The organism is Methylobacterium sp. CM6257 (genome assembly GCF_054611515.1).
Window position 1 is genome coordinate 6,312,908 of record NZ_CM137735.1, and the last position, 21,658, is coordinate 6,334,565.

Consider the following 21,658-nt stretch of genomic DNA (forward strand, 5'->3'; position numbering starts at 1 on the left):
ATCGACCGAGCCGGCATCCCGCAGGGATCGCCGGCCACCGGAGCAGGTTGCGCATCCCGGCGTTCCGCTCGCCTTGCGCTGGATCAAGCCCGGTCGGCCGCGGCGGGTATGCCGCGGCTTGTGCCGTCACGGCTGAGCGGGCGTGCCGCGCTCGTCCGGCTTCAGCCGCAGCACCGGTCCCGCATAGGCCTGCCGGTCCATCACCGACTGGTCGATATCGCGCGCGGCATTCGCGTAGATCTCGAACCGTCGCTGGAGGACGGCCCGCTTGATGCGGTTCTTGCTCTTGACCATGGCGGCCTTTGCCTTGTCGGCCCGCCGCCTCAGCTTGGTTGCCAGCTTGCTGTAAGACCGGTCGATGCGAGCGCTGGCCCGTTCGGCCTCCTCGCTCAGGCTCGTGGCGAGATCGCGCTTCATGGCTTCACCTCTTCGCGGTCCTGCCATTCATCCTCGCCGGCGCAGCCTGGGCCTTGATCCAGCGCAAGGTGAGAGCTGGAGGTGCAATGCGACCGTCAGCACGTGGCGACGGCCGGGAGCGACCGCGGCATGGCGAGGGAAGCGGCCGCTCGGGGCGTGATCGGATCCGGATCGCCGGATCAGGGCAGGCTGTGCCCTTCCCGGGGTACCGGCGACGGACCGTTTCCGGGCCTTGCGCTGGATCAAGGCACAGGGGGCGAGCCGGGCCCAGCATGTGCCGCCTCGGCAATGATGGATGGCGAGTGGGCTCATGGACTACGCGAACATCCTCGTCTCCGCCGACCTCGGTGAGGCGGCCGCGGACCGGATCAGCCTCGCCGCGGGCCTGGCCCGGCGCTTCGGGGCGAGCCTCACGGGCGTCGCCGCCCACAAGATCCCCGTTCCCATCCTGGTGCGCGACGTCTGCGACGCCGTCGACCACATCGAAGAGAACGCGGCTCGGGTCCGCGGCCTCCTGAAACAGGCGCGCGAGCTGTTCGCACGCAGCGCGGGGGCCGGGGTCAACACCCACTGGCATTCGAGCTTCGACGATCCGGTGACCCATCTCGTCGCGCAGGCCTGCGCCGCCGATCTCGTGGTCGTGAGCCGCCGCGGACCCGACGACGAGGACCCGGGGCCGCTCGGGGTGACGCCCGAGCCGATCCTGATGGAGGCCGGCCGGCCTGTCCTGGTCGTGCCGCCGCGGGCCGTTCACCTGAAGGCGGCGCGCATCGTGGTTGCCTGGCAGGATGCGCCCGAGGCGCGGCAGGCTGTATCGGCCGCCCTGCCCCTGATCCGGGAAGCCGACCAGGTTTTCGTGGCGACCGTCGGCGGGAGCGCCCAACCCGGGGAGGCCGAGGACGTGGCCGGCCACCTCGCCCGGCACGGGGCGAGCGTCACCGCGCATCACCTGCGGGCGGTCGACCGCGTGAGCGATGAGATCCTGCACTTCGCGCTCCTCCAAGATGCCGACCTGGTCGTCCTGGGCGCCTACGGCCATTCCCGGCTGCAGGAGTGGATCTTCGGCGGCGTCACACGCGACATGCTGGACCGCTCGCCGATCTGCAGCCTGATGTGCCATTGATGCGCGGGCGTGCTCGCCTCCTCGGCACGACCGCCGCGCTCCTTCTGCTGGCCGGACCGACCGGGGCGGAGGAGGCGGGAGCCGCGCGCGGCCAGGCATTCGCCCGGGCTGTCTGCGCGCGGTGCCATGCGATCCGTGCGCGCGGCGCGAGCCCGATGCATGCGGCGCCGCCGTTCCGCGCGCTCGCCGGGCGCTTCCCCATCGACGACCTCGCCGACGTCCTGGTCGAGGGGGTCGAGCGGCGCCATCCGTCCATGCCCGACGTTCGGCTCGCCCCCTCCGAGGCTGCCGACCTCACAGCCTACCTCAAGACATTGCGGCGGTGAGGCCGGCCGTTCGGGAGCGGCGGCTTCGTAAAACCAAGGACGGGCGACCCGAGCGTGCGGCTTTTCCAGGGACAGCGCAGCCGGCGCGATCTCACGGCGATTTTTGTGACGCTTGCCGGAAACTGAATTCCATTGTCCTGCATATGCCCTAGAGCGTTGGCTGAACACGCTCTCCTGTGCCGAACCGGATGCCTCTTCGGCGCGTGAGCGTGCTCCGGGGAGGCTGGTGAAGGGAGAGGGGCTTGGAGCGGTCGCTGCTCTACGTCAGCCGGCGCCTTGGCGACGGCCGACGACGTTCAGGACATCGTCGCCGTGTCGCGGGCCAGGAACGCCCAGTGGCAGGTAACCGGGGCGCTCATCGCGTCCCGGGGCCGGTTCGCGCAGATCCTGGAGGGTCAGCGGTCTGCCGTGGACGCGCTGATGGACAGCATTCGCCGCGACGGACGTCACACCGACGTCGAGGTGCTCCTGTACGACGACATCGAGCGGCGGCGTTTTCCGGGCTGGTCGCTCGCCTATTCCGGCGCCTCCACCTTTGTCGAGGGGCTGATCATGGCCCTGGCCGACCGGACCTCACCGCACCCGGACCCGCACCACCTGCGGCGTCTGATCGGGGTGATGCAGGATTTTGCGCGGGATGCCCGTTGAGAAACCGTCGTCGCGCATGAAGCCGGGCGCGGCCGGCGGGTTCGGGACAGACCGGCGGCTCATTCCATGAACTGCCAGCCGGCCTCCAGCGCGCGGAGGCCTTCCTCGTCCAGGGGCGGCACACCGTCCAGCGCCGGCAGCGGAGGTTTCTGCGCGGTCGCCTCGTCGGGTCGCGGCCGGGCCGGGCGGGGTTTCCGGATTCGGTGGAGGGGATTGTTCCTCCGCAGGGCCCGGGTACGGGCCGGGCGCAGCGTTTCTCGCCGGGCCATGGGCACCTCCTTCGTCAATGCGCCAGGAACAGCGGGGCGGGACTGCTCCGCAGGAGCGAGCGCGTCACGCCGCCGAACAGGAACTCCCGGGCGCGGGAATGCCGGTAGGCCCCCATGACGATCATGTCGGCCCGGAAGAGCCCGGCTTGGCTCCGCAACGTGTCGGCCACGTTACCCGAGACCGGCAGGTCGTTGACGGTCACGTTGACGCCGTGCCGCGCGAGGTGGGGCGCGAACTCGGCGCCCGGCACGGAGTCGTGGATCTCCTTCTCCTCGCCCACCGAGACGATCTCCACCGCCTCGGCCGCCCGCAGGAACGGCAGGGCGTCATTCGCCGCGCGGGCGGCCTGAGCGCTGCCGTCCCAGGCGACGATGATCCGCCCTGCGGCGAAGGCCGCGTGCCCCGGCGGTACCGCGATGGTCGGACGGCCGCTCTGGAACACCGTCTTCTCGACGGTCTCGCGGTCGAGGTCGCAGATCCGCGGCCCCGAATCCAGGACCGTCAGATCGTGCAGACGCGCCCGGGCCGCCAGCCGGCTCACGAGATCCGGGTAAGGGAGGCTCCCCGCTTCCGTGGTGCAGACCACCCCCGCCTGCGCCGCGTCACCGGCCGCGCGATCCGCGAGGGAGCGGGCCATCTCGTCGAGGCGGCGGTCGAGGCGCGCGAAGCCATCGTCGGTGAACTCGCCGAGCCAGACATCGTCACCCGACAGGCGCCAAGCGGCCGACTGCACCGTCAGGTGCGCGCCTGCCGCCTTGGCGAGCGTCAGGCCATAGCCGATGGCCGAGGAAGCCTCCTCGCTCTCGCTCTCCACCGCGACGCCGACGAGAACGTCGCGGATAGCCGAGAGAGCAGATGGAACGGTCTTGGACATGGGTCGTCTCCGGTCTGAACCGGCCCCATGATCGGCCGTCCCTGTCCGGGCAGCCTTGATCCAACGCAAGCGGCCGCCGAGGCGAATCGGGTTGCACCAATGGCGGATCTGACACCCGATCCGCGCCGGCTTTACGGCTGTTCCCCACGGCCGATTAGCAGTAACTTGGGTTATCAGAAACCGGACGCATTGCGGAAGACTCGTTATCAGCAGCCCAATCTGGAGGTACGGCAGTATTCCGGTGCATCGTCGGCTCAGGGGAGATTCGCGGTCGCGTCGCGGGCGACTCCGCGGGGGGGGGGTGACCGATGACAGATTCCGTCGCTCTGCCGAGCACGGCTCAAGGCGACAGCGGGGCATTGACCACCGGCGAGCTCCGTCAGACGCTCGACGAGGTCGGCGTCTGCATCTGGTCCCTGGATATCCCGACCGGGCGCGTCATGGTGCTGCCGACCTGCGCCCGGCTCTTCGGCGTACCGCCCGAGGCACTCACCACCTTCGCGGCGTCGCAGGCCCTGGTGCACCCGCACGACCGGCAGGCCCGGGCGGAGGCCATCCAGCGGGCGCTGCGGACCGGAGGCAGCTACGAAGTCGACTACCGGGTGATGCGGCCGGACGGGCATAGCCATTGGCTGCGCTCGCGCGGCCAGGTGCAGCTCAACCCGGACGGACGGCCATGCCGGCACCGCGGCGTCATCTTCAGCATCGACGAGCAGAAGCGCGCCGAGGCAGAACTCCGCGCCCGCGAGGCGCACCTGCAATCCATCCTCGACACCATCCCGGAGGCGATGATCGTCATCGACGAGGCCGGGGTCATCCATTCGTTCAGCGCGGCGGCCGAGCGCCTCTTCGGCTACACGGCGGCCGAGACGGTCGGTCAGAACGTCCGCATGCTGATGCCCGAGCCCATGCGGAGCGAGCACGACGGCTATCTCGACCGGTACCGGCGGACGCGGGAGCACCGCATCATCGGAACCAACAGGGTGGTCACTGGCTTGCGGCGGGACGGCTCGACCTTCCCGATGGAACTCGCCATCGGCGAGATGCGCTCGGGCGAGCAGGTGTTCTTCACCGGCTTCATCAACGACGTCACCGAACACCGGCGCACGCAGGCCAAGCTCCAGGAGCTTCAGGCCGAGTTGGTTCACATCTCGCGCCTGAGCGAGATGGGCGAGATGGCCTCGACGCTGGCCCACGAGCTGAACCAGCCGCTGGGCGCCATCAGCAACTACACCAGGGGATGCCGCCGGCTCCTCGCCCAGCCCGATCCGGACAGGATCGCCCGGACGATCGAGGTGCTCGACAAGACCGCGGAGCAGGCCCTGCGGGCCGGGCAGATCATCCGCCGGCTGCGCGAGTTCGTCGCGCGGGGTGAGACGGAGAAGCGGGCCGAGCCGGTGGCGCAGCTGATCGAGGAAGCCGGCGCTCTGGCCCTGGTGGGGGCCCGCGAGGAAGGCACCCGGGCGCATGTCCGGCTCGATCCCGGAGTCGGTTCGGTCCTGGCCGACCGGGTGCAGGTGCAGCAGGTTCTGGTCAATCTGATCCGGAATGCCCGGGAAGCCATGCAGCTCTCCCAGCGGCGCGAGCTGGTCATCACCGTGCAGCCGCTCCCGGACGCCATGATCGAGATCGCGGTCGCGGATACCGGTCCCGGGATCGCCGAGGAGGTCGCGGACCGGCTGTTCAACCCCTTCGTGACCACCAAGACGAGCGGCATGGGCGTCGGCCTGTCGATCTGCCGGACCATCGTCGAGGCGCATGGCGGCCGCCTGACGGCCGGGCGCAATGGCGACGGAGGGGCGACCTTTCGGTTGACGCTGCCGGCGACGCACGATGGAGATGATGCCCATGGCAGCTAGCTTCGTGCACGTGGTGGACGACGACCCGGCCATGCGGGACTCGCTCGCCTTCCTGCTCGAGGCCGCCGGCTTCGACGTGGCGCTCTACGACAGCGGGTCGAGCCTCCTGGACCGGCTCCCGAAGTCCGCACGCGGATGCGTCCTGACCGATATCCGCATGCCCGGCATCGACGGGCTGGAACTGCTCCGCCGCCTGCAGTCGGCGGGCCACCACCTGCCCTTCGTCATGATGACGGGGCATGGGGATGTCCCGCTGGCGGTCGCCGCGATGAAGCTCGGGGCCTGCGACTTCATCGAGAAGCCGTTCGACGACGCCGCCCTCGTCCAGGCCCTGCACGCCGCCCTGGAGCGCAGCGGCGCGACCGAGGCCCCCGATCCGATGCTGCAGGACTTCGTCCGCCGGGTCGACACCTTGAGCGAACGCGAGCGGCAGGTGCTGGAGCACTTGGTCACCGGCAGCACCAGCAAGGAGATCGGCCGCGCCCTCGCGATCAGCCCGCGGACCGTCGAGATCTATCGCGCCAAGCTCATGGCCAAGACGCAGGTCGGCAGCCTGCAGGAGCTGGTGCGCCGGACGGTGCTGGCCGGCCTCGCGTGAGCGCGAGTTGAGGGAGATCAAGGCCGAGGGACGCCGCTCCCGCTAGAGGTTCCCGGTCTCGAACGCTCGCCGGCGCCGTGGATGCCGGCTCGTCGGCGAGCCCGTGACATCGAAGGCTCTGGGCCATGCTCCACCGCGCGGTGATCGGGCATGGCTCTAAGCCGCCTGACATCAGCACCGGTGCACGTATCATGTCGTCGAACGACTCAACTATCTACATCGTGGACGACGATCCGGCCGTCCTGCACTCGACCCGCTTCCTCTTGGAGAGCGAGGGCCACCCTGTTGCGGCCTTCGCGAGCGGGCAGGAGCTTCTGGCAGCCTTTCCCGGTCCGAGCCCGGCGCTCGTTCTCCTCGACCAGTTCATGCCGGATATCGACGGCCTCGAGGTTTGCAGCCGGCTGCGCGGCCTCGATGCCCGGGTGCCCGTGGTCCTGATCACCGGGCACCCCGATCCAGGCATCCGGACCCGGGCCCATGCGGCCGGCGTGCCGCTGGTCGAGAAGCCCCTCGCCTTCGAAGCGCTCCTGGGCATGCTCGCCGCCGGCGGAGGCGACGGGCGTTCCGCAACCCCGTCCTGAGACCCGGCATGCGGCCAGCCCGCCGCAGGAGTTCGCGGGCGCGGCGGCTTGCGCGGATCGGCCCAGAGCGCACGTTGAGGGGCAGCGTGCGCCTTCCCCATCCGACTGACCCTCATGTCTGACCGGCTCTCGGCGGCACGACCTTGATCTGCCGCAATCGCGCCGGGCGGCGCCCGCGTCGGCCGCTCAGGAGAGCAGGTTTTCGAGACGGTGCATCGGGACGGCACGGTCACGCCCCGCCACCTTGAGGAGGAGGCTCTACCGGTGCCGTATCCCCGATCCCCCTCAGCGCCCACGCCGGAGCACAACCAGCCCGATCTCGGCCCCGCGCTCCGTCTCCACATCCTCCGCGTGCTGCGCCGGTTGCCGGAGGTCGCCGGAGCGCGCCCGGATCTGCGGGGCAACGCCTCCGGAGCCGCAGCGGATGCGGGTCTCCGGCGCAGGATCCTCGACGCGATGGCGTTCGTGCCGGCCTTCGAGCCCGCGCGGATCGGCATCGCGGTCACGGACGGCGTCGTGAGGCTCACCGGAGCGGTGGACCACCCGGAGGCCAGGAAAGCCGTGGAATATGGTGTGCGCAGCGTCGCCCGGGTGCGCGCCGTCGTGAACCGCATTCAGATCGACCCTGGTCCCCGGAGCGCCGTCACGAGAGGCGGCCGCCGGCTGACCGACGAGGACGAGGGGTAGCCGGCAGCCGCCTCTCAGGCCTCGACTTGGATTGACCGTACGAAGTCTCCTGAAGCCGGGAGATCTCGCGTCCAATGCCGCGAATGCCGCGAGGCCAGGGTCTCGCTGGGATGGTGGAACAGGTAATAGCCGAGAGCCGCGGTGGCCTCGCGCGCCGGGGCAGGCTGGAAGCCGAAGGGCAGGCTGTCGTTCTCGCACAGATCGGCGCCGAAGTCCCAGCTCTGCGAGCGGATGAAGTCCGGGATCAGCATGTCCCGGCGCACGGCACAGCACAGCCCCGGCTTCCGCCGGCACTGGAACACGCGATAGAAGGTCGGCAGGGCTCGTCTGATCGGCAAGCGGGCCATCCTGCTGAGGCAGTGTCGGATAAGGTCGGCAGGCTGCGCCGGAGCCGCGAACGCCCCCGGCGACGCCAGATCACGCCGCTCTGGGGAAGGCCGCCGCGTTCACGTCTTGCGACAGGGTCGTCGCCTCGGCGCGGTAATCGGACACGCTCTCGGTCAGGAACGTCGTCTGAAGCTCGACCGCGTCCTTGAGTGAGCCGCACCGGGCCAGAGCCGCCAGATGATCCGCCTGCGCCTGCAGGCGGCGCCCCGTGAAGCGTATCGTCTCCGCGGCGATCCGAAGCGGCAGACCGATCGCGAGGGAGTGCCACGCGTTCAGACCGACGCCGAAGGCCTCGGCCGGGTTGGTGGGTCCTTCGGGGTGCGGAAGCGTGGTGGGTCCGGAATCCATGGGGCGTCTCCTGATGCAGTGCCCGGCATCGGTCCCCATCAGCTCCGCCGCCGCTTTGATCCAGATCAACCCCGCCCCAGCGTAATCAAATCCCGACCAGAATTCTATGATAGGTTAATAAAACTCAAGGTATACAGCCACCGATTCGACAGTCCAGCCTTGAGCCAAATCAATGCCTCGGGCGCTTCTCATGAAATGCTTCGCTTATCGAGGGCAGTAGACCGTCTGCTGTCCGGCCCCGGAGCCAATGCGATCCAACTCTCTGGGCGCCAGGGCCTTCTTCCGAGAGGAGGAGCCGATGCGAACCTTCGAGAACCGGACCGAGGACATAGTCCTGAACGTGCTGATCGTCGTCCTCGGCGTCGCGCTGTTCCTGGCGCCCTGGTACTTGGGACTGGCCAACGAAAGCGCCGCCGCGCGCAATGCTTGGATCTGCGGCGGCGCCATCGCGGCGATCGCGGTGCTCGCCCTCAGCAAAGCCTACGAGTGGGAGGAGTACCTCAACCTCGCGCTCGGGTTCTGGGTGGCGATCGCGCCCTGGGCGCTGGGCTTCGCAGACATGCAGTACGCCATGGGCGTTCACGTCGTCATCGGGATCGCGGTCGCCGCCATGGCGGGGATCGAGCTTCGGCAGCTCAACGCGCCCCGTCCGCACGCCCTCTGATCGCGGTGCACCCGTCATGTGAACGGGCGCGCCGGTGCATGCCGCGTGGGGCCTCAATGCCGCCGGCGGCGTCTGTCCCTCGGTTGCAGAGCAGAGCCATGCCGTTCGACCCCTTCGCCCTCGTCATTGCCGGTGTATTCACGGTAGGCTGCGCGTCGATCCAGGCCCTGGGTCATCGGGCCGAGCATGTCACGCCCGTCCTTGCCGCCCTGGCCTACGGGCTCGTCGTCGCGGTCGCATCCCTGCTCATGGCCCGGAACAACCTGCCCGCGCTTCCGGAATCCCTCGGCGGCTGGATGTTCGTCGCGGTCGCCGGGGTCTGAGCCCGAGGGCCGCGCCTACGTAGTTTTCCTTAAGCGGACCTGCTTAAGCGACCGACCGGAATTTCGCCGCGGACGTGTCCCGGGCACCTTCCCCTCAACCAACATAGGTGAGGAGAAGAGCGATGACGACCGAGTTCACGCCGCCGGAAGCACCGCGAGTCTCGACCGCCTTCGTCACGGCGGCGGGCGTCCACGGCAGCATCCTCTTCGCCAACTGCCCCGAACTCATTGGGACGCCCTTCTCCTACGCCCGCGAGGAGGAGGTCTACGGCGAGGGCGAAGAGGCCGAGTTCGTCTACAAGGTGCTCGACGGCGCGGTGCGCACCCACAAGGTGCTGAGCGACGGTCGCCGGCAGATCACCGGTTTCCACCTGCCCGGCGACCTGTTCGGCTTCGAGCAGGGCGAAACCCACCGGCATACGGCGGAGGCCCTGTCGGAAACGAAGGTCCTGATCTTCAAGCGGCGCCAGATCGAGCGTGCCGCGACCGATCGGGCGGAGGTCGCCTGCCAGCTCTGGAGCATGGCGACCAACAATCTGCGTCAAGCCCAGGATCTCGCGCTCCTGCTCGGGCGCCGCTCGGCCCTGGAGCGCGTCGCGGCCTTCCTCCTCGATGCCGACGAGCGGCTCGGCGCGACGGGCACCTTCGCCCTGCCGATGACCCGGCGCGACATCGCCGACTACCTCGGCCTGACCATCGAGACCGTGTCGCGCACCCTCTCGCAGCTGGAGGGCGAACAGGCCCTGCTGCGATCCGGAACCCGGACGGTCACGCTCCGGCGGGACCGCCTGCACCGGATGGTCGAAGACTGAGCCGGCGGCCGCGCCGCCCGCGGCGCGACAGCCGCCTCCTGGGACCAGGGGCCTGTCATGTCCCTCGCTCTGACGGCCGCCGGACCGGGCCTGCGCGGCCTGGGCCGCCCGCAACGCGGCGTCCTCACACCGCGTACGCTGGCCGCCTTCATCAGGACGGCCAGCGCACCGCACCAGCTGGCCCTGGTGACGCTCTCCTGCGCCCTCTTCCTGGCGGACCTCGCGCCCCTCGAGCTGCAGCGGCGCATCGTCAACGCGACGGTCCTGGGCGGAAGCGCCCGGACCATCGTGCTGATTGCCGCACTCTACGGTGCGGTCGCTCTCGCGATGGGCGTCCTGAAGCTCGGGCTCAACGTGTACCGGAGCTACGTCAGCGAGAATGCGGTTCGCTGGCTCCGCCACACGCTCCTGAGAGACCTGCGCGACCTCAATCCCGCGGCGCTCCCGAAGGTGGAGGGCGTGGAGGTCTCCCTCGTCCTGGCGGAGGTGGAACCGGTGGGCGCCTTCGTGGGCCTGAGCGTGTCGGAGCCCGTGCTGCAGGGCGGGATCGTGGCGGGCACGTTCACCTACATGCTCTACCTCAACCCGCCGATGGCGGCCCTGGCTCTGGCCGTGTTCGCGCCGCAGGTGGTCTTCGTCCCGCTGATGCAGCGGGCCATCAACCGTCGCGTGGTCGTGAGGACCAACATCCTGCGCCGGATCGGCGGCGGCATCATCGAAACACCTCAGTTCGTCCTGCCGGACCGGCAGATGACGCGGGTCGACCGGGTGTTTGGCCTCAACATGGGCATCTTCAAGCTGAAGTTCTCGATGAACTTCCTGATGAACCTGATGCACCATGCCGGCGTGGCGGGCACGCTGGGCCTGGGCGGCTACCTCGTGGTCCTGGGCGAGGCGGAGGTCGGAACCGTCGTCGCGTTCGTGGCGGGCCTGAAGCAGCTCAATGATCCCTGGGGCGGTCTGGTCGACTGGTTCCGCGACCTGCGCGTGACCCAGGCGAAGTACGGGCTGCTGCGCCAGGCGCTCGACGCCCTGCCCGGGCAGCCCGCATCTTGATCCAGCTCAAGGCCCGCGAGGCAGCCAGGGCGCACGCCTCGCTCGAGGCCGGTCCGGTGGCGGCAGGGGCCGTCACGAGGGACCGGCCGCCTCCGAGAGGTGCCGGCCTCCGCGCAGACTGGGGTTGGACGATGAGGGGCACGACCCGCGGCGGGTCGGCGGCAGGCGGCAGACCCGGCCGCCGCGGCACGGGGGTCCGATGGATCGTCGGGCTCGCCGGCCTGTTCGGCGCCATCCTGGCCGTCCTGGCGAGCCCGGCTTCGCGGGTTGCCGGCCCCGAGCCGGCCGCCTCCGTCGCGCAGCCCTACCGGGCTCTCGCCGTGTTCGGAGACGCGTTCCACGCCGTCCGGACTTTGGCAGTCGAGTCGCGCAGGGAGAGCCAGCTGGTCGATGCCGCCATCGCCGCGATGGTCGCCTCGCTCGATCGGCACTCACGGTACCTGACCGCGGCCGAGTTTCGTCGCCTCGATGAGCAGGACACCGGAAGCTATGCCGGCATCGGCGTTGAGGTCGAGGCAGGCGGCAGGGTCCGGACCGCGCTTCCGGATGCGCCCGCGGCGCGGGCCGGCCTCGTGCCCGGGACCGTCATCGAGCGCCTCGACGGCATCGCCGTCGAGGCGCTCGGACGCGACCAACTCGTGGACCGTCTGCGCGGCGAGCCGGGCTCCGCGCTGCGCCTGCGGGTCCTCCGCCCGACGGACCGGGCCCCGGCCGAGATTGTCCTGACGCGGGAATGGCTGCCGCTGCATCCGGTGCGCCTGCGCGCCCTGGGCACGGTCGGCTATGTCGGCCTGGACCACTTCGACGAATTCACCACCGGACGGCTGCTTAGGGCAGTGGCGGATCTGAAGGCCGGCATCGGCCGCGGCCTTCTCACCGGCTTCGTCCTCGACCTTCGCGGAAATCCGGGCGGCCTCGTCGTGCAGGCCATCGCGGTGGCCGGCGCGTTTCTCGGGCGCGGGGAGATTGTCCGCTTGGTCGGTCGGGGCGCCGACCATGTCGAGCGGTTCGCGCTGGACAGGACCGGAGGGGACCTGATCGACGGCCTGCCGCTGGTCGTCCTCGTCGATGGCGGCACCGCGTCCGCGGCCGAGATCGTCGCCGGCACCCTCCAGGATCACCGACGCGCCACGATCATCGGCACGCACACCTACGGCAAAGGGGCTGTCCAGACGACCTATGCCCACCGCGACGGGCGCGGTCTGCGCCTCACCACGGCCTGGGTGGTCACACCGGCGGGCCGCCAGATCGAGGGCAACGGCATCGAGCCCGACCGTGTGGTGCCCCGGGAGGACAGGACGGGGCAGCGCGACGACGGCCGACTGCGGAGCCAGTCTCTGCCGGGCGGCGGATCCCTGCAGGGCGGCACGATCGACGATGCCCGCGTCGAGCCCGCGCAGGACCCGCAGCTCCGGGCGGCGCTCCGGCATCTTCGAACCGTGTCCGCCGGCCCGTGACGGCGGACCGGCGGGCGGGTCGAGCGTTGATCTGCCTCAAGGTTCGCCGCCATGGCCGAACCGAGAATGCCCGATCTGCAAGCCGCTGGCGGCTGGCACGGGCCCGAGAGGGAGGCTCCCCATGACGACGTTCGACGAGCGCGAGCAGGCCTTCGAGCGCCTATTTGCGCATGAGGAGGAGTTGCGCTTCCACGCGCGCAACCGGCGCAACCGGCTCCTGGCCACCTGGGCCGCAGAGCGGATGCGCCTGACCGGCCGGGCCGCGGAGGGCTACGTCACCGCCTTCATCGAACACGGCGTGGTGACCGGCGACGAGGCCCTGATCGCCAAGCTCCAGGCGGACCTGAACGCGGCCGGGGTCGACGAATCCCTCCCCGCCCTGCGCCAGGAGATGGACAGGTGCACCGCGCTGGCGCGTGCGGTGGGTGGGGTTGGTGTTGCGCTAGATCAAGGCTCGCCGGTCTAGGGCGGGCAGAGTCCGCCCGAGGCTGCGGGCCGGGAGCCTTCGGGCCGGGCCTCTTCGGAACGGGCCTGCGGGAGGCAGGCCGGGAGGGACGCCATGACCGACAAGGACCTGCGCCGGGCCGTGCTCGACGAGCTCGACTTCGATCCCAGCCTGGACGCTGGCGCCATCGGCGTGAGCGTGGCGGACGGCGTCGTCACGCTCACCGGCCATGTCGGCAGCTACGCCGAGAAGGTCGAGGCCGAGCGCGCCGCCCGCCGCGTCCGGGGCGTGCGCGCCCTCGCCCAGGAGATCCAGGTCCGCTACCCCGACGACAAGAAGGTCGCCGACGACCAGATCGCCGCCCGGGCGCTGGCGATCATCGACTGGTCGGTGCACCTGCCCAAGGACGCCCTCCAGGTCAAAGTCGCCGGCGGCTGGATCACGCTCACCGGCGCGGTGGCCTGGCAGTACCAGGTGGCGGCCGCCGAGGCAGCGGTGCGCAAGCTGTCGGGCGTGCACGGGGTGACCAACCTGATCACGGTCCAGCCCCGGGTCCCGCCCAGCGCGGTCAAGGACAAGATCCTGCAGGCGTTCCGCCGCAGCGCGCTGTTCGAGGCCGACGCCATCAAGGTCAGCGTCGCGGGCGACACCGTCACCCTGGAGGGCGCCGTCTCGGCCTGGGCCGAGCGCGAGGCCGCCGAGCGCGCCGCCTGGTCCGTGCCCGGCGTGCGCGCCGTCAACGACCGCATCGTCGCCCTCGCCTGACAGGAACAACCATGCCGCATCAAGCCCCCGACCCCGTCGCACCCGCCCGGCCACTGGGGTCACCAGGCCCGTCGGCCGGCCTGCACCGGGTGACGCTCACCCTGGCGCGCTGCCCGGACCATCCGGACGGAAGCGCCGGACGCGGCTACGAGATCGTCGCCCCGCTCGGACCGGATGGCCACCTCGACGCGGCGCTCTGGCGCGAGGCCCGCGACCGCTGCCGCGTGCGCCGCTTCTGGACCGGCGAGCCCGACCGCCACGGCCGGCTCGTGCATCGGGCCGGCGGCGAAGGCGGCGCCACGTGGCTGATCGACTACGACGACCGGACCACGGACGACGATGAACCCGGCTACCGTCTCGGCACGCACGCCTTCGTCGAGGGCGAGTACGTGTCGATCCGCGAGGCGGATGACGCGACCTACCATACCTTCCTGGTCGCCCGCGTCGGCGAGGCCATGATGGGAGGTCACGCATGATGCCGATGTCCCCGCCTCCGCCCTACAGGGGGTCCGGGCCGGACCTGCCCCTGGGCGAGGATCCGTGGCTGGCCATGTGGCGCGCGCTCTGGCTCGATCTGCCGCTCATCTGGGCCGACGAGATGGACCGGTTCCTGTTCCGGCCGACGGAGCCGGTGGCCGGTGCGGCCACGCCATCCTCCGGGGAAGACAGCGCGCCCGACCAGCCGGAGACGCCCGCGACGGCGGTCGCGCTCGGCCTGGACTGCGGCGACTATGCCGACGAGGCCCTCGGCTGAGCGGAGGCACCGCCCCGGGTGACCCGGACTCCGTCCGGGACACCGCGGGCGGGCCTCATCGCCCCGTCTCCCCGACGACCGTCCAGCCGTCCACGGTCCCGCCCGGGCGGGGCTCGTCCGTCTCGGCCGGCCCGCACTGCATGATGTCACCCTCGGTCCGGCGACGGTCGGGATCCTCGAGCGCGTGCGTCTCCGGCCAGACCCAGTCCCGCACCTCCGGCAGGTCGTCGCCGGTCCGGCAGACATACTCCCGATGGGCGGCGAGCGCCTCCCGGAGCGCCTGCTCGGCGTGCTCGGCCCGCGCCCCGAGCCGGGGGGCGGCCCGGAGGGCGGCCTGCGCGAGATGATACCGGTCGAGCTGGTTGAGTACGCACATGTCGAAGGGCGTCGTCGTCGTGCCCTCCTCGATGAAGCCGTGCACGTGGAAGTTCTGGTGGTTCGTCCGCCGGTAGGTCAGCCGGTGGATCAGCCACGGATAGCCGTGGTAGGCGAACACCACCGGCCGGTCGCGCGTGAACAGGCTGTCGAAGGTCGGGTCGTCGAGCCCGTGCGGATGCATCGTGCGCGACGGCAGCGTCATCAGGTCGACGACGTTCACCACCCGGACCCGCAATTCCGGGACGTGCCGGCGTAGCCAGTCCACCGCGGCCAGAGTCTCCTGGGTCGGCACGTCGCCCGCGCAGGCCATCACCACGTCGGGCTCCGCGTCGCCGTCGTTCGACGCGAAGGTCCAGATGCCGGCGCCCGCCGCGCAATGCTTCGCCGCCGCGTCCAGGCTCAGCCATTGCAGGGCCGGCTGCTTGCCCGCCACGACGACGTTGATGCGGTCGAAGGTGTGCAGGCAGTGGTCGGTGACACAGAGCAGGCAGTTCGCGTCCGGCGGCAGGTAGATGCGGGCCGTGTCGCCGCGCTTGTTGGCCACGAAGTCGATGAAACCCGGATCCTGGTGGCTGAAGCCGTTGTGGTCCTGTCGCCAGACATGGGACGAGAGCAGGATGTTGAGCGAGGGCACGGGCCGGCGCCAGGGCAGGTCGCGCGAGGACTTCAGCCACTTGGCGTGCTGGTTCACCATCGAGTCGACCACGTGCACGAATGCCTCGTAGGTCGCGAACAGCCCGTGACGGCCGGTGAGGACGTAGCCTTCGAGCCAGCCTTCGCAGAGATGCTCGCTCAGCACCTCCATGACGCGCCCGTCCCGGGCGAGATGGTCGTCGCCCGGCAGGATCGCCTCCTGCCAGGCGCGGCTCGTCACCTCGAACACCGCGTCCAGCCGGTTCGAGGCGGTCTCGTCGGGTCCCATGATGCGGAAGTTGCGCGCCTGCGCGTTGAGGCTGAGCGTCGCCCGGAGATAGGCGCCCAGCGCCCGGGTCGCCTCCGCCCGGGTCCGGCCGGGATCCGGCACCGGGACCGCGAAGCGCCGCAGATCCGGCAGACGTAGGGGCCGCGTCCCATGGGCGTTGGCGTGCGGGTTGGCCGAGAGGCGCCGCGGGCCCTTCGGCGGCAGGGCGGCGAGGTCGGCCATGAGGGCGCCCTCCGCCCCGAACAGCTCCTCGGGCCGGTAGGACCGCATCCAGCGTTCCAGGATCGCGAGATGGTCCGGGTTCTCCCGCACGGAAGCGACCGGCACCTGATGGGAACGCCACGTCCCCTCCACGGGCTTGCCGTCCACCGTCTCCGGTCCCGTCCAGCCCTTGGGGCTGCGCAACACGATCACCGGCCAGCGCGGGCGCCCGGTCGCGCCCCGGGCCGCGGCGGCCCGGATCGACGCGATCGTGTCGAGGGCCCCGTCGAGGGCGGTCGCCATGGCCTGGTGCATGGGCGCCGGCTCGCTGCCCTCCACGAAGATCGGCTCGTAGCCGTAGCCCGCCAGCAGGCTGCGCAGCTCGGTCTCCGGCATGCGGGCGAGCAGCGTCGGGTTGGCGATCTTGTAGCCGTTGAGGTGCAGGATCGGCAGCACCGCCCCGTCCTGGCGCGGATCGAGGAACTTGTTCGAGTGCCAGGAGGCGGCGAGCGGCCCGGTCTCGGCCTCGCCGTCGCCGACCACGCAGGCGACCGTCAGGCCCGGATTGTCCAGGGCCGCGCCGAAGGCGTGTGCCAGGGAATAGCCGAGTTCCCCACCCTCGTGGATCGAGCCCGGCAGCTCGGGCGAGGCGTGGCTCGGAATGCCGCCCGGGAACGAGAACTGCCGGAACAGGCGGCCCATCCCCTCCGCGTCCCGCGCCACGTCCGGGTAAATCTCGCTGTAGGTGCCTTCGAGATAGGCGTTGGCCACGAGGCCCGGCGCGCCGTGGCCCGGCCCCCAGACGGCGATCATGTCGAGGTCGCGCTGCCGGATGACGCGGTTCAGGTGCGCGTAGATGAAGTTCAGCCCCGGCGTCGTGCCCCAATGCCCGAGGAGCCGCGGCTTCACGTGCTCGGCCTTGAGCGGCTCGCGCAGGAGCGGGTTGGCCATCAGGTAGATCTGGCCGACCGACAGGTAGTTGGCGGCGCGCCAGTAGGCGTCGATCTGCCGGAGGCCGTCGGGCGCCAGCGGCCCCGGCACGAAGGCCGGTCCGTCGCGCCGCTCCGGGTGCGCGCCGTCACCGTCTTGGCCCTCGGGCCGTGTCGCGTGCCGCTCGCCCATGCCGCCCTCCGATGCCTGCAGGTTCCCGGGCGGGACCGTGCCGGCCGGGCGGCGCGGCAGCCTTGAGATGGATCAAGGCACCCGGATGCGGGCCGGGCAGGATGCCGCCGTCGGACAGGACGGGAGTGCGTGATGACCCTGGTGCTTCGATCCACCACCATCCGGACGGTGCGGCGCGTCCGGGCGCCGGTCACGCTGGCCGCCCGCAACGATCCGAGCCCCGCGCTTGTCGCGGACGGTTCCCGCTACCAGGCCATCGGCAGCCTGCAGGCGCTGGCCCTGGCCGTCGCGGCCGCGATCGTAGCCCCGGTCCTGCTCTGGCTGGCCCTCTGAAACCCGGTCGCGCGGAGGAAACGGCCATGGACGACAGGACCGTGCGCCAGCACGTCATCGACGAGCTGGCCTATGCCCCGATGATCGACGCGGCGCAGATCGGCGTCGCGGTCGAGAACGGCATCGTGACGCTCTCCGGCCACGTCCGGAACTACGCCGAGAAGGGCATCGCCGAGCGCGTCGCGCTCCGGGTCCGCGGCGTCCGGGCCGTGGTCGAGCAGATCGAGGTGCGCTACCCCGATAACGTGCGCCTCGGCGACGAGGCGCTGGCCGACCGGTGTGCCCGCGTGCTGGAATGGCACGTGCAGATCCCGGAACGGTCGGTGGAGGTCAAGGTCGAGAAGGGCTGCGTGACCCTGCAGGGCTGCGTGCCCTACTACCACCAGAAGGCCGAGGTCGACAAAGCCCTGCGGCGCCTCGCCGGGGTTACCGACATCGTCAACCTCATCGCCGTGAAGCCGCCCGCACAGCCGACGGAGATCAAGGCCCGGATCCTCGCGGCCCTGAAGCGAAGCACCAAGGATCCGGACACGATCCGCGTGCAGGTCGAGGGCGACCGGGTGATCCTCGACGGGTGCGTCGATGTCTGGCGCGAGCGCGAACTGGCCGAGCGGGCCGCGTGGTCGGCGCCGGGCGTGCGCGCCGTCGAGGACCGGCTGACCCTCGCCGGCTGAGGACACCCCGATGCGCGCGATGGTCCTGCGCGCGGTGGGCGAGCCCCTCGTCCCCGAGGAGCGGCCCGACCCGGAGCCCGGACCCGGCGCGGTCCGCATCCGCGTCGAGGCCTGCGCCGTCTGCCGCACGGACCTGCACATCGTCGACGGCGAACTGCCGCAGGCCGTCTACCCGATCGTGCCGGGCCACGAGGCCGTCGGCATCGTCGAGGCCGCCGGCGCGGGCGTGACGGATCCGGCCCCGGGCGCGCGGGTCGGGGTGCCCTGGCTCGGGCACGCCTGCGGCCATTGCCGCTACTGCGAGACCGGCCGGGAGAATCTCTGCGACGCTCCCGGCTTCACCGGCTGCACGCGCGACGGCGGGTTCGCCAGCCACATCGTCGCCGAGGCCGCCTTCACGATCCCGCTGAACCCGGCCCTCGATCCCGTCGCGACCGCGCCGCTCCTGTGCGCGGGCCTGATCGGATGGCGCACCCTCCAGATGGCCGGGGAGGCCGAGGCGATGGGGCTCTACGGGTTCGGGGCGGCCGCCCATATCGTCGCCCAGGTCTGCCGGTGGCAGGGCCGGCGCGTGTTCGCGCTCACCCGGCCCGGCGACCGCGAGGCCCAGGCCTTCGCCCGTGCGCTCGGCGCCGTCTGGGCCGGCGGTTCCGACGAGGACCCGCCCGAGCCCCTGGACGCGGCGCTGATCTTCGCCCCGGACGGAAGCCTGGTTCCGGCCGCCCTCAAGGCCCTGCGCAAGGGTGGCCGCGTGGTCTGCGGCGGCATCCACATGAGCGACATCCCGGCCTTCCCGTACGACCGGCTCTGGGGCGAGCGGGCCGTGCTCTCGGTGGCCAACCTCACCCGGACGGATGCGCGGGCGTTCTTCGCGATCGTGCCCCGCGCCGGCATCGTCACGCAGACGCGCACCTATCCCCTCGCCCAGGCGAACGAGGCCCTCGCGGCGCACCGGTCCGGACGCCTGCGGGGCGCCGCCGTCTTGGTGCCCTGAGCCTCTCGGGCTCCGCCCTTTGCGCTGGATCAAGGCCCCCGGTGCGCGCGCGCGCGAAGGGTATCCCGGCTGGGCCGACGCGCCCGGGCGCGGGAGGCGATCATGCGGATCTCAAACATCATGGTCTCGGTCGATCTCGGGGCCGCGTCCGCGGACCGTATCCAGCTCGCCGCCTGCATCGCCGAGCGCTTCGAGGCCACGCTGACCGGCGTCGCGGCCCGGCAGATCATCACCATGATCCCCGTCGAGAGCCCCGATGCGTCGGAGCGCATCTTCGAGATCGAGGACCGCCGCGCCCGCGAGGATCTGGCCGAGGCGCGCGCGCTGTTCGGGCGGGAGGCGGGCGACCGGGTCAAGACCGCCTGGCGCTCCGCTCTGGCCGAGCCCCTGAGCTATCTCGTCGAGCAGGCCCGCGCCGCCGACCTCGTGGTGGTGGGCCGCCACGGGCCGTCGGACGGCGACCCGGGCCTGATGGGCATCTCCGCCGGCCCCCTGCTGATGGAGGTGGGCCGCCCCGTCCTCGTCGCGCCGCCGGGCGTCGAGCGCCTCGCGGCCAAGCGGATCGTCGTGGCCTGGAAGGATACCCGCGAGGCCCGCCGGGCCGTCCAGGACGCCCTGCCGCTCCTGGTGCGGGCCGAGCAGGTCCACGTCGCGGTGGTGGGCCCGGATGCCCGCCATGAGGGCGCGGCGGACATCGCCGCCTACCTGTCCGGCCATGGCGTCGGCGTGACCACCCATCTGCTGCACAAGCCCCAGATCAGCACGGCGGACGAGATCCTCCGGTTCGCCCGACGCGAGGACGCGGACCTCATCGTCATGGGCGCCTACGGCCATTCCAGGCTCCGGGAGTGGATCTTCGGCGGCGCGACCCTGGACATGCTGGGGAGCACGTCCCTGTGTTGCCTGATGAGCCACTGATGCGTCCGTCAGCCAGCCAAGTGGGTCAGTCCCTCGTGCTCCTCGTGGTCCTGCTGGGCGGCCCCGCGGCGGCCCGGGAGCGGCAGGTGCAGCAGGGTGAGACCCTGGCGCTCAACAACTGCGCCCGCTGCCACGCCGTCGGGCGCACCGGTGCCAGCCCCTGGTCCGAGGCGCCGCCCTTCCGCGACCTCCACACGCGCTACCCCGTCGAGGATCTCGGCGAGGCCCTCGCCGAGGGCATCCGCACGGGCCACCCCAGCATGCCGGAATTCCGGTTCGATCCGGACCAGGCGCAGGCCCTCATCGCCTACCTGAAATCCCTTGAGCGCTGAGCGAGGAGAACCCCGATGTACCTGCGCTGCCTGCTCGTCCCCACAGGCCCGGGGATCGACCCGACCCGCCGGCTGGACGCCGCCCTGCGTCTCGGCCGGCGCCTCCAGGCCCATATCGGCGTCTGCTTCCTGGCGCCCGGGCCGGAACACGTGCTGGCCGGCATGGCGAGCATCGTGCCCGTCGATGGCCGGACCATCGCGGCGATCGAGCAGGGCGTGCGCGAGGCGGCGGCCGACGGCAGGGCGGCGCTGCAGGCTTGGTGCGCGCGCGCAGGCGTGCCGCTGACCGGCAAGGCCGAGCGCCTCGACGCCACCTTCGCGAGCTGGACCGAACTCTCCGGCGAGGTCGAGCCCCTCCTGACGCTGGCGGGCCGCGTCAATGACCTCGTCATCGTCGACCGGCCCGATCCGGAGCGGCCCTTCACCGGGCGGGCGCTCGACACCGCGCTGTTCTCGGTCGGCCGGCCGACGCTGATGGTCGGCGAGCGGGTTCCGCACGACCTGCTGGACCACGTCGTGATCGCCTGGAACGGCAGCCTGGAGGCGACGCGCCTGATCGGGCAGTCCATCGCGCTCCTGCACGAGGCGACCCGGGTCACGGTGGTGCATGCGAGGACCGAGCGCTTCGACGAGGCGCGGGCCGCGGACCTGTGCGGCTACCTGCGCTGGCACGGGATCGTGGCCGAGGCCGTCACCCTGCCGGCCCAGGACGGGACGCCGGTCGGCGCGGCGATCCTGGCCGAGGCCGAGCGGCGGGGGGCCTCCCTGCTCGCGCTGGGCGCCTACACCCACAGCCGCGTGCGCGAGTTCCTGCTCGGCGGGGTCACCCGCCACGTGATCGAGCATGCGCGCCTGCCGGTGCTCATGGCGCATTGAGAATGGCGCATCGCGGCGCTGGAGGGCAGCCGCGGACGGAGCTCACACGCTGCAGAGCTGCCTCTGGATCTCGCTCACCGGGTGCTTGGTGAGATCCTTGGCGACTTCCGCGATGACGGCGCGCTTGAGGGGTTCCGGGAGGGCATGACGCAAGGCGGCCAGCGTGCGCGGCGGGGCGACGATGACCAGGGCCGCGACCGGATCCAGGGTCCGGCCGAGCGCGGCGGCCACCTCCCCGGTGAACCGGTGCTCGGCCATCTCGTGCCAGTCCGCCTGCTCGATGGCGCTGCGCCGGTCAGCGGTCCGGACCCGCGGCGGCCTGTCCGTCCCCTGCTCGTGGGTCGGCGGATTGGCAGCCGCCTCGAAGACCTTCTGCACGCGCAGGCAGGGCTGGATGCCGGGGCCGTCGTTGCGGAGCACCAGGGCTCTGCGGCCGTCTCCGACCACGACGTAGCCGCCGCGCGGGATCATCAGGGGGAGCGTGTCGCTCATGGGGCGGCTCCGGACAGATTCA

At 71.3% G+C, this 21,658-nt stretch carries 29 protein-coding genes; 22 read left to right on the forward strand and 7 right to left on the reverse strand.

Annotation, left to right across the window (positions count from 1 at the left end):
- Positions 1-126 precede the first annotated feature (126 nt).
- The gene (locus ACYCO6_RS30720; protein ID WP_459766451.1) at positions 127-417 is read right to left on the reverse strand and encodes a hypothetical protein; all 291 of its coding nucleotides are present in this window, start codon (positions 415-417) and stop codon (positions 127-129) included.
- A gap of 310 nt (positions 418-727) precedes the next feature.
- On the opposite strand from ACYCO6_RS30720, the gene ACYCO6_RS30725 reads away from it, so the two are divergent.
- The 3 genes from ACYCO6_RS30725 (at position 728) to ACYCO6_RS30735 (ending at position 2,514) form a co-directional block, all read left to right on the forward strand.
- A complete protein-coding gene (locus tag ACYCO6_RS30725; RefSeq protein ID WP_459766453.1) occupies positions 728-1,540 on the forward strand; it encodes a universal stress protein in 813 nt (270 codons plus the stop codon).
- The gene (locus tag ACYCO6_RS30730) at positions 1,540-1,866 is read left to right on the forward strand and encodes a c-type cytochrome (protein WP_459766455.1); all 327 of its coding nucleotides are present in this window, start codon (positions 1,540-1,542) and stop codon (positions 1,864-1,866) included. Before ACYCO6_RS30725 ends, ACYCO6_RS30730 begins: the two co-directional genes overlap by 1 nt.
- 276 nt (positions 1,867-2,142) lie before the next feature.
- Positions 2,143-2,514, forward strand: coding sequence for a BLUF domain-containing protein (locus ACYCO6_RS30735; protein WP_459766457.1), 372 nt, complete (start codon positions 2,143-2,145; stop codon positions 2,512-2,514).
- A gap of 59 nt (positions 2,515-2,573) precedes the next feature.
- On the opposite strand, the gene ACYCO6_RS30740 is transcribed toward ACYCO6_RS30735, so the two are convergent.
- Both ACYCO6_RS30740 and ACYCO6_RS30745 read right to left on the reverse strand, forming a co-directional pair.
- Positions 2,574-2,783 (reverse strand): hypothetical protein, encoded by a 210-nt coding sequence (locus ACYCO6_RS30740; RefSeq protein ID WP_459766459.1) that lies wholly within the window; start codon positions 2,781-2,783, stop codon positions 2,574-2,576.
- Between the two features lie 14 nt (positions 2,784-2,797).
- On the reverse strand, positions 2,798-3,658 hold the full coding sequence (locus ACYCO6_RS30745) for a universal stress protein (RefSeq protein WP_459766462.1): 861 nt from the start codon (positions 3,656-3,658) through the stop codon (positions 2,798-2,800).
- Positions 3,659-3,966: 308 nt separating this feature from the next.
- Here ACYCO6_RS30745 and ACYCO6_RS30750 point away from each other — a divergent pair, with 308 nt between their 5' ends.
- From ACYCO6_RS30750 to ACYCO6_RS30765, 4 genes are all read left to right on the forward strand, one after another.
- A complete protein-coding gene (locus tag ACYCO6_RS30750) occupies positions 3,967-5,517 on the forward strand; it encodes a sensor histidine kinase (protein ID WP_459766464.1) in 1,551 nt (516 codons plus the stop codon).
- Positions 5,507-6,115, forward strand: a complete 609-nt coding sequence (gene fixJ, locus ACYCO6_RS30755) for a response regulator FixJ (RefSeq protein WP_459766466.1) — start codon at positions 5,507-5,509, stop codon at positions 6,113-6,115. The genes ACYCO6_RS30750 and fixJ overlap by 11 nt, the downstream gene beginning before the upstream one ends.
- Before the next feature lie 191 nt (positions 6,116-6,306).
- On the forward strand, positions 6,307-6,696 hold the full coding sequence (locus tag ACYCO6_RS30760) for a response regulator transcription factor (RefSeq protein ID WP_459766468.1): 390 nt from the start codon (positions 6,307-6,309) through the stop codon (positions 6,694-6,696).
- Between the two features lie 264 nt (positions 6,697-6,960).
- A complete protein-coding gene (locus ACYCO6_RS30765; protein ID WP_459766471.1) occupies positions 6,961-7,383 on the forward strand; it encodes a BON domain-containing protein in 423 nt (140 codons plus the stop codon).
- 14 nt (positions 7,384-7,397) lie between these two features.
- Here the strand turns inward: ACYCO6_RS30765 and ACYCO6_RS30770 are convergent, their stop codons facing one another.
- Together ACYCO6_RS30770 and ACYCO6_RS30775 are read right to left on the reverse strand one after the other, a co-directional pair.
- Positions 7,398-7,721 carry a hypothetical protein gene (locus ACYCO6_RS30770; protein WP_459766473.1) on the reverse strand — a complete coding sequence of 108 codons (324 nt, stop codon included), beginning with the start codon at positions 7,719-7,721 and terminating at the stop codon, positions 7,398-7,400.
- A 79-nt stretch (positions 7,722-7,800) separates the two neighbouring features.
- The gene (locus ACYCO6_RS30775; RefSeq protein ID WP_459766475.1) at positions 7,801-8,118 is read right to left on the reverse strand and encodes a phasin family protein; all 318 of its coding nucleotides are present in this window, start codon (positions 8,116-8,118) and stop codon (positions 7,801-7,803) included.
- A 298-nt stretch (positions 8,119-8,416) separates the two neighbouring features.
- Here ACYCO6_RS30775 and ACYCO6_RS30780 point away from each other — a divergent pair, with 298 nt between their 5' ends.
- From ACYCO6_RS30780 to ACYCO6_RS30820, 9 genes are all read left to right on the forward strand, one after another.
- Positions 8,417-8,782, forward strand: coding sequence for an SPW repeat protein (locus ACYCO6_RS30780; RefSeq protein WP_459766477.1), 366 nt, complete (start codon positions 8,417-8,419; stop codon positions 8,780-8,782).
- A 98-nt stretch (positions 8,783-8,880) separates the two neighbouring features.
- Positions 8,881-9,105: a hypothetical protein gene (locus tag ACYCO6_RS30785; RefSeq protein WP_459766480.1), complete on the forward strand. Its 225-nt coding sequence runs from the start codon at positions 8,881-8,883 to the stop codon at positions 9,103-9,105.
- A gap of 122 nt (positions 9,106-9,227) precedes the next feature.
- Complete coding sequence (locus tag ACYCO6_RS30790; RefSeq protein WP_459766482.1) at positions 9,228-9,917, forward strand: helix-turn-helix domain-containing protein; 690 nt, start codon at positions 9,228-9,230, stop codon at positions 9,915-9,917.
- Positions 9,918-9,974: 57 nt separating this feature from the next.
- Entirely contained in the window at positions 9,975-10,973 is a 999-nt protein-coding gene (locus ACYCO6_RS30795) for an ABC transporter ATP-binding protein (protein WP_459766484.1), read from the forward strand.
- Positions 10,974-11,104: 131 nt separating this feature from the next.
- Entirely contained in the window at positions 11,105-12,430 is a 1,326-nt protein-coding gene (locus tag ACYCO6_RS30800) for a S41 family peptidase (RefSeq protein ID WP_459766486.1), read from the forward strand.
- Positions 12,431-12,551: 121 nt separating this feature from the next.
- Entirely contained in the window at positions 12,552-12,896 is a 345-nt protein-coding gene (locus tag ACYCO6_RS30805; RefSeq protein WP_459766488.1) for a DUF1476 domain-containing protein, read from the forward strand.
- 93 nt (positions 12,897-12,989) lie between these two features.
- On the forward strand, positions 12,990-13,640 hold the full coding sequence (locus ACYCO6_RS30810) for a BON domain-containing protein (protein ID WP_459766412.1): 651 nt from the start codon (positions 12,990-12,992) through the stop codon (positions 13,638-13,640).
- Between the two features lie 11 nt (positions 13,641-13,651).
- The gene (locus ACYCO6_RS30815) at positions 13,652-14,116 is read left to right on the forward strand and encodes a hypothetical protein (protein WP_459766490.1); all 465 of its coding nucleotides are present in this window, start codon (positions 13,652-13,654) and stop codon (positions 14,114-14,116) included.
- Positions 14,113-14,394: a hypothetical protein gene (locus ACYCO6_RS30820; protein WP_459766492.1), complete on the forward strand. Its 282-nt coding sequence runs from the start codon at positions 14,113-14,115 to the stop codon at positions 14,392-14,394. Before ACYCO6_RS30815 ends, ACYCO6_RS30820 begins: the two co-directional genes overlap by 4 nt.
- A 55-nt stretch (positions 14,395-14,449) precedes the next feature.
- Here the strand turns inward: ACYCO6_RS30820 and ACYCO6_RS30825 are convergent, their stop codons facing one another.
- The gene (locus tag ACYCO6_RS30825; protein ID WP_459766494.1) at positions 14,450-17,017 is read right to left on the reverse strand and encodes a phosphoketolase family protein; all 2,568 of its coding nucleotides are present in this window, start codon (positions 17,015-17,017) and stop codon (positions 14,450-14,452) included.
- Positions 17,018-17,149: 132 nt separating this feature from the next.
- On the opposite strand from ACYCO6_RS30825, the gene ACYCO6_RS30830 reads away from it, so the two are divergent.
- The 6 genes from ACYCO6_RS30830 (at position 17,150) to ACYCO6_RS30855 (ending at position 21,144) form a co-directional block, all read left to right on the forward strand.
- Positions 17,150-17,350, forward strand: coding sequence for a hypothetical protein (locus ACYCO6_RS30830; protein WP_459766496.1), 201 nt, complete (start codon positions 17,150-17,152; stop codon positions 17,348-17,350).
- Between the two features lie 26 nt (positions 17,351-17,376).
- Positions 17,377-18,024: a BON domain-containing protein gene (locus ACYCO6_RS30835; RefSeq protein WP_459766498.1), complete on the forward strand. Its 648-nt coding sequence runs from the start codon at positions 17,377-17,379 to the stop codon at positions 18,022-18,024.
- 10 nt (positions 18,025-18,034) lie between these two features.
- Positions 18,035-19,018 (forward strand): zinc-dependent alcohol dehydrogenase family protein, encoded by a 984-nt coding sequence (locus ACYCO6_RS30840; RefSeq protein ID WP_459766500.1) that lies wholly within the window; start codon positions 18,035-18,037, stop codon positions 19,016-19,018.
- Between the two features lie 102 nt (positions 19,019-19,120).
- Positions 19,121-19,936: a universal stress protein gene (locus ACYCO6_RS30845; RefSeq protein ID WP_459766502.1), complete on the forward strand. Its 816-nt coding sequence runs from the start codon at positions 19,121-19,123 to the stop codon at positions 19,934-19,936.
- Complete coding sequence (locus ACYCO6_RS30850) at positions 19,936-20,268, forward strand: c-type cytochrome (protein ID WP_459766504.1); 333 nt, start codon at positions 19,936-19,938, stop codon at positions 20,266-20,268. Before ACYCO6_RS30845 ends, ACYCO6_RS30850 begins: the two co-directional genes overlap by 1 nt.
- Positions 20,269-20,283: 15 nt before the next feature.
- Positions 20,284-21,144 carry a universal stress protein gene (locus tag ACYCO6_RS30855; protein WP_459766506.1) on the forward strand — a complete coding sequence of 287 codons (861 nt, stop codon included), beginning with the start codon at positions 20,284-20,286 and terminating at the stop codon, positions 21,142-21,144.
- Between the two features lie 42 nt (positions 21,145-21,186).
- Here ACYCO6_RS30855 and ACYCO6_RS30860 read toward each other — a convergent pair whose 3' ends face one another.
- Positions 21,187-21,636: a host attachment protein gene (locus ACYCO6_RS30860; RefSeq protein WP_459766509.1), complete on the reverse strand. Its 450-nt coding sequence runs from the start codon at positions 21,634-21,636 to the stop codon at positions 21,187-21,189.
- Positions 21,637-21,658 lie beyond the last annotated feature (22 nt).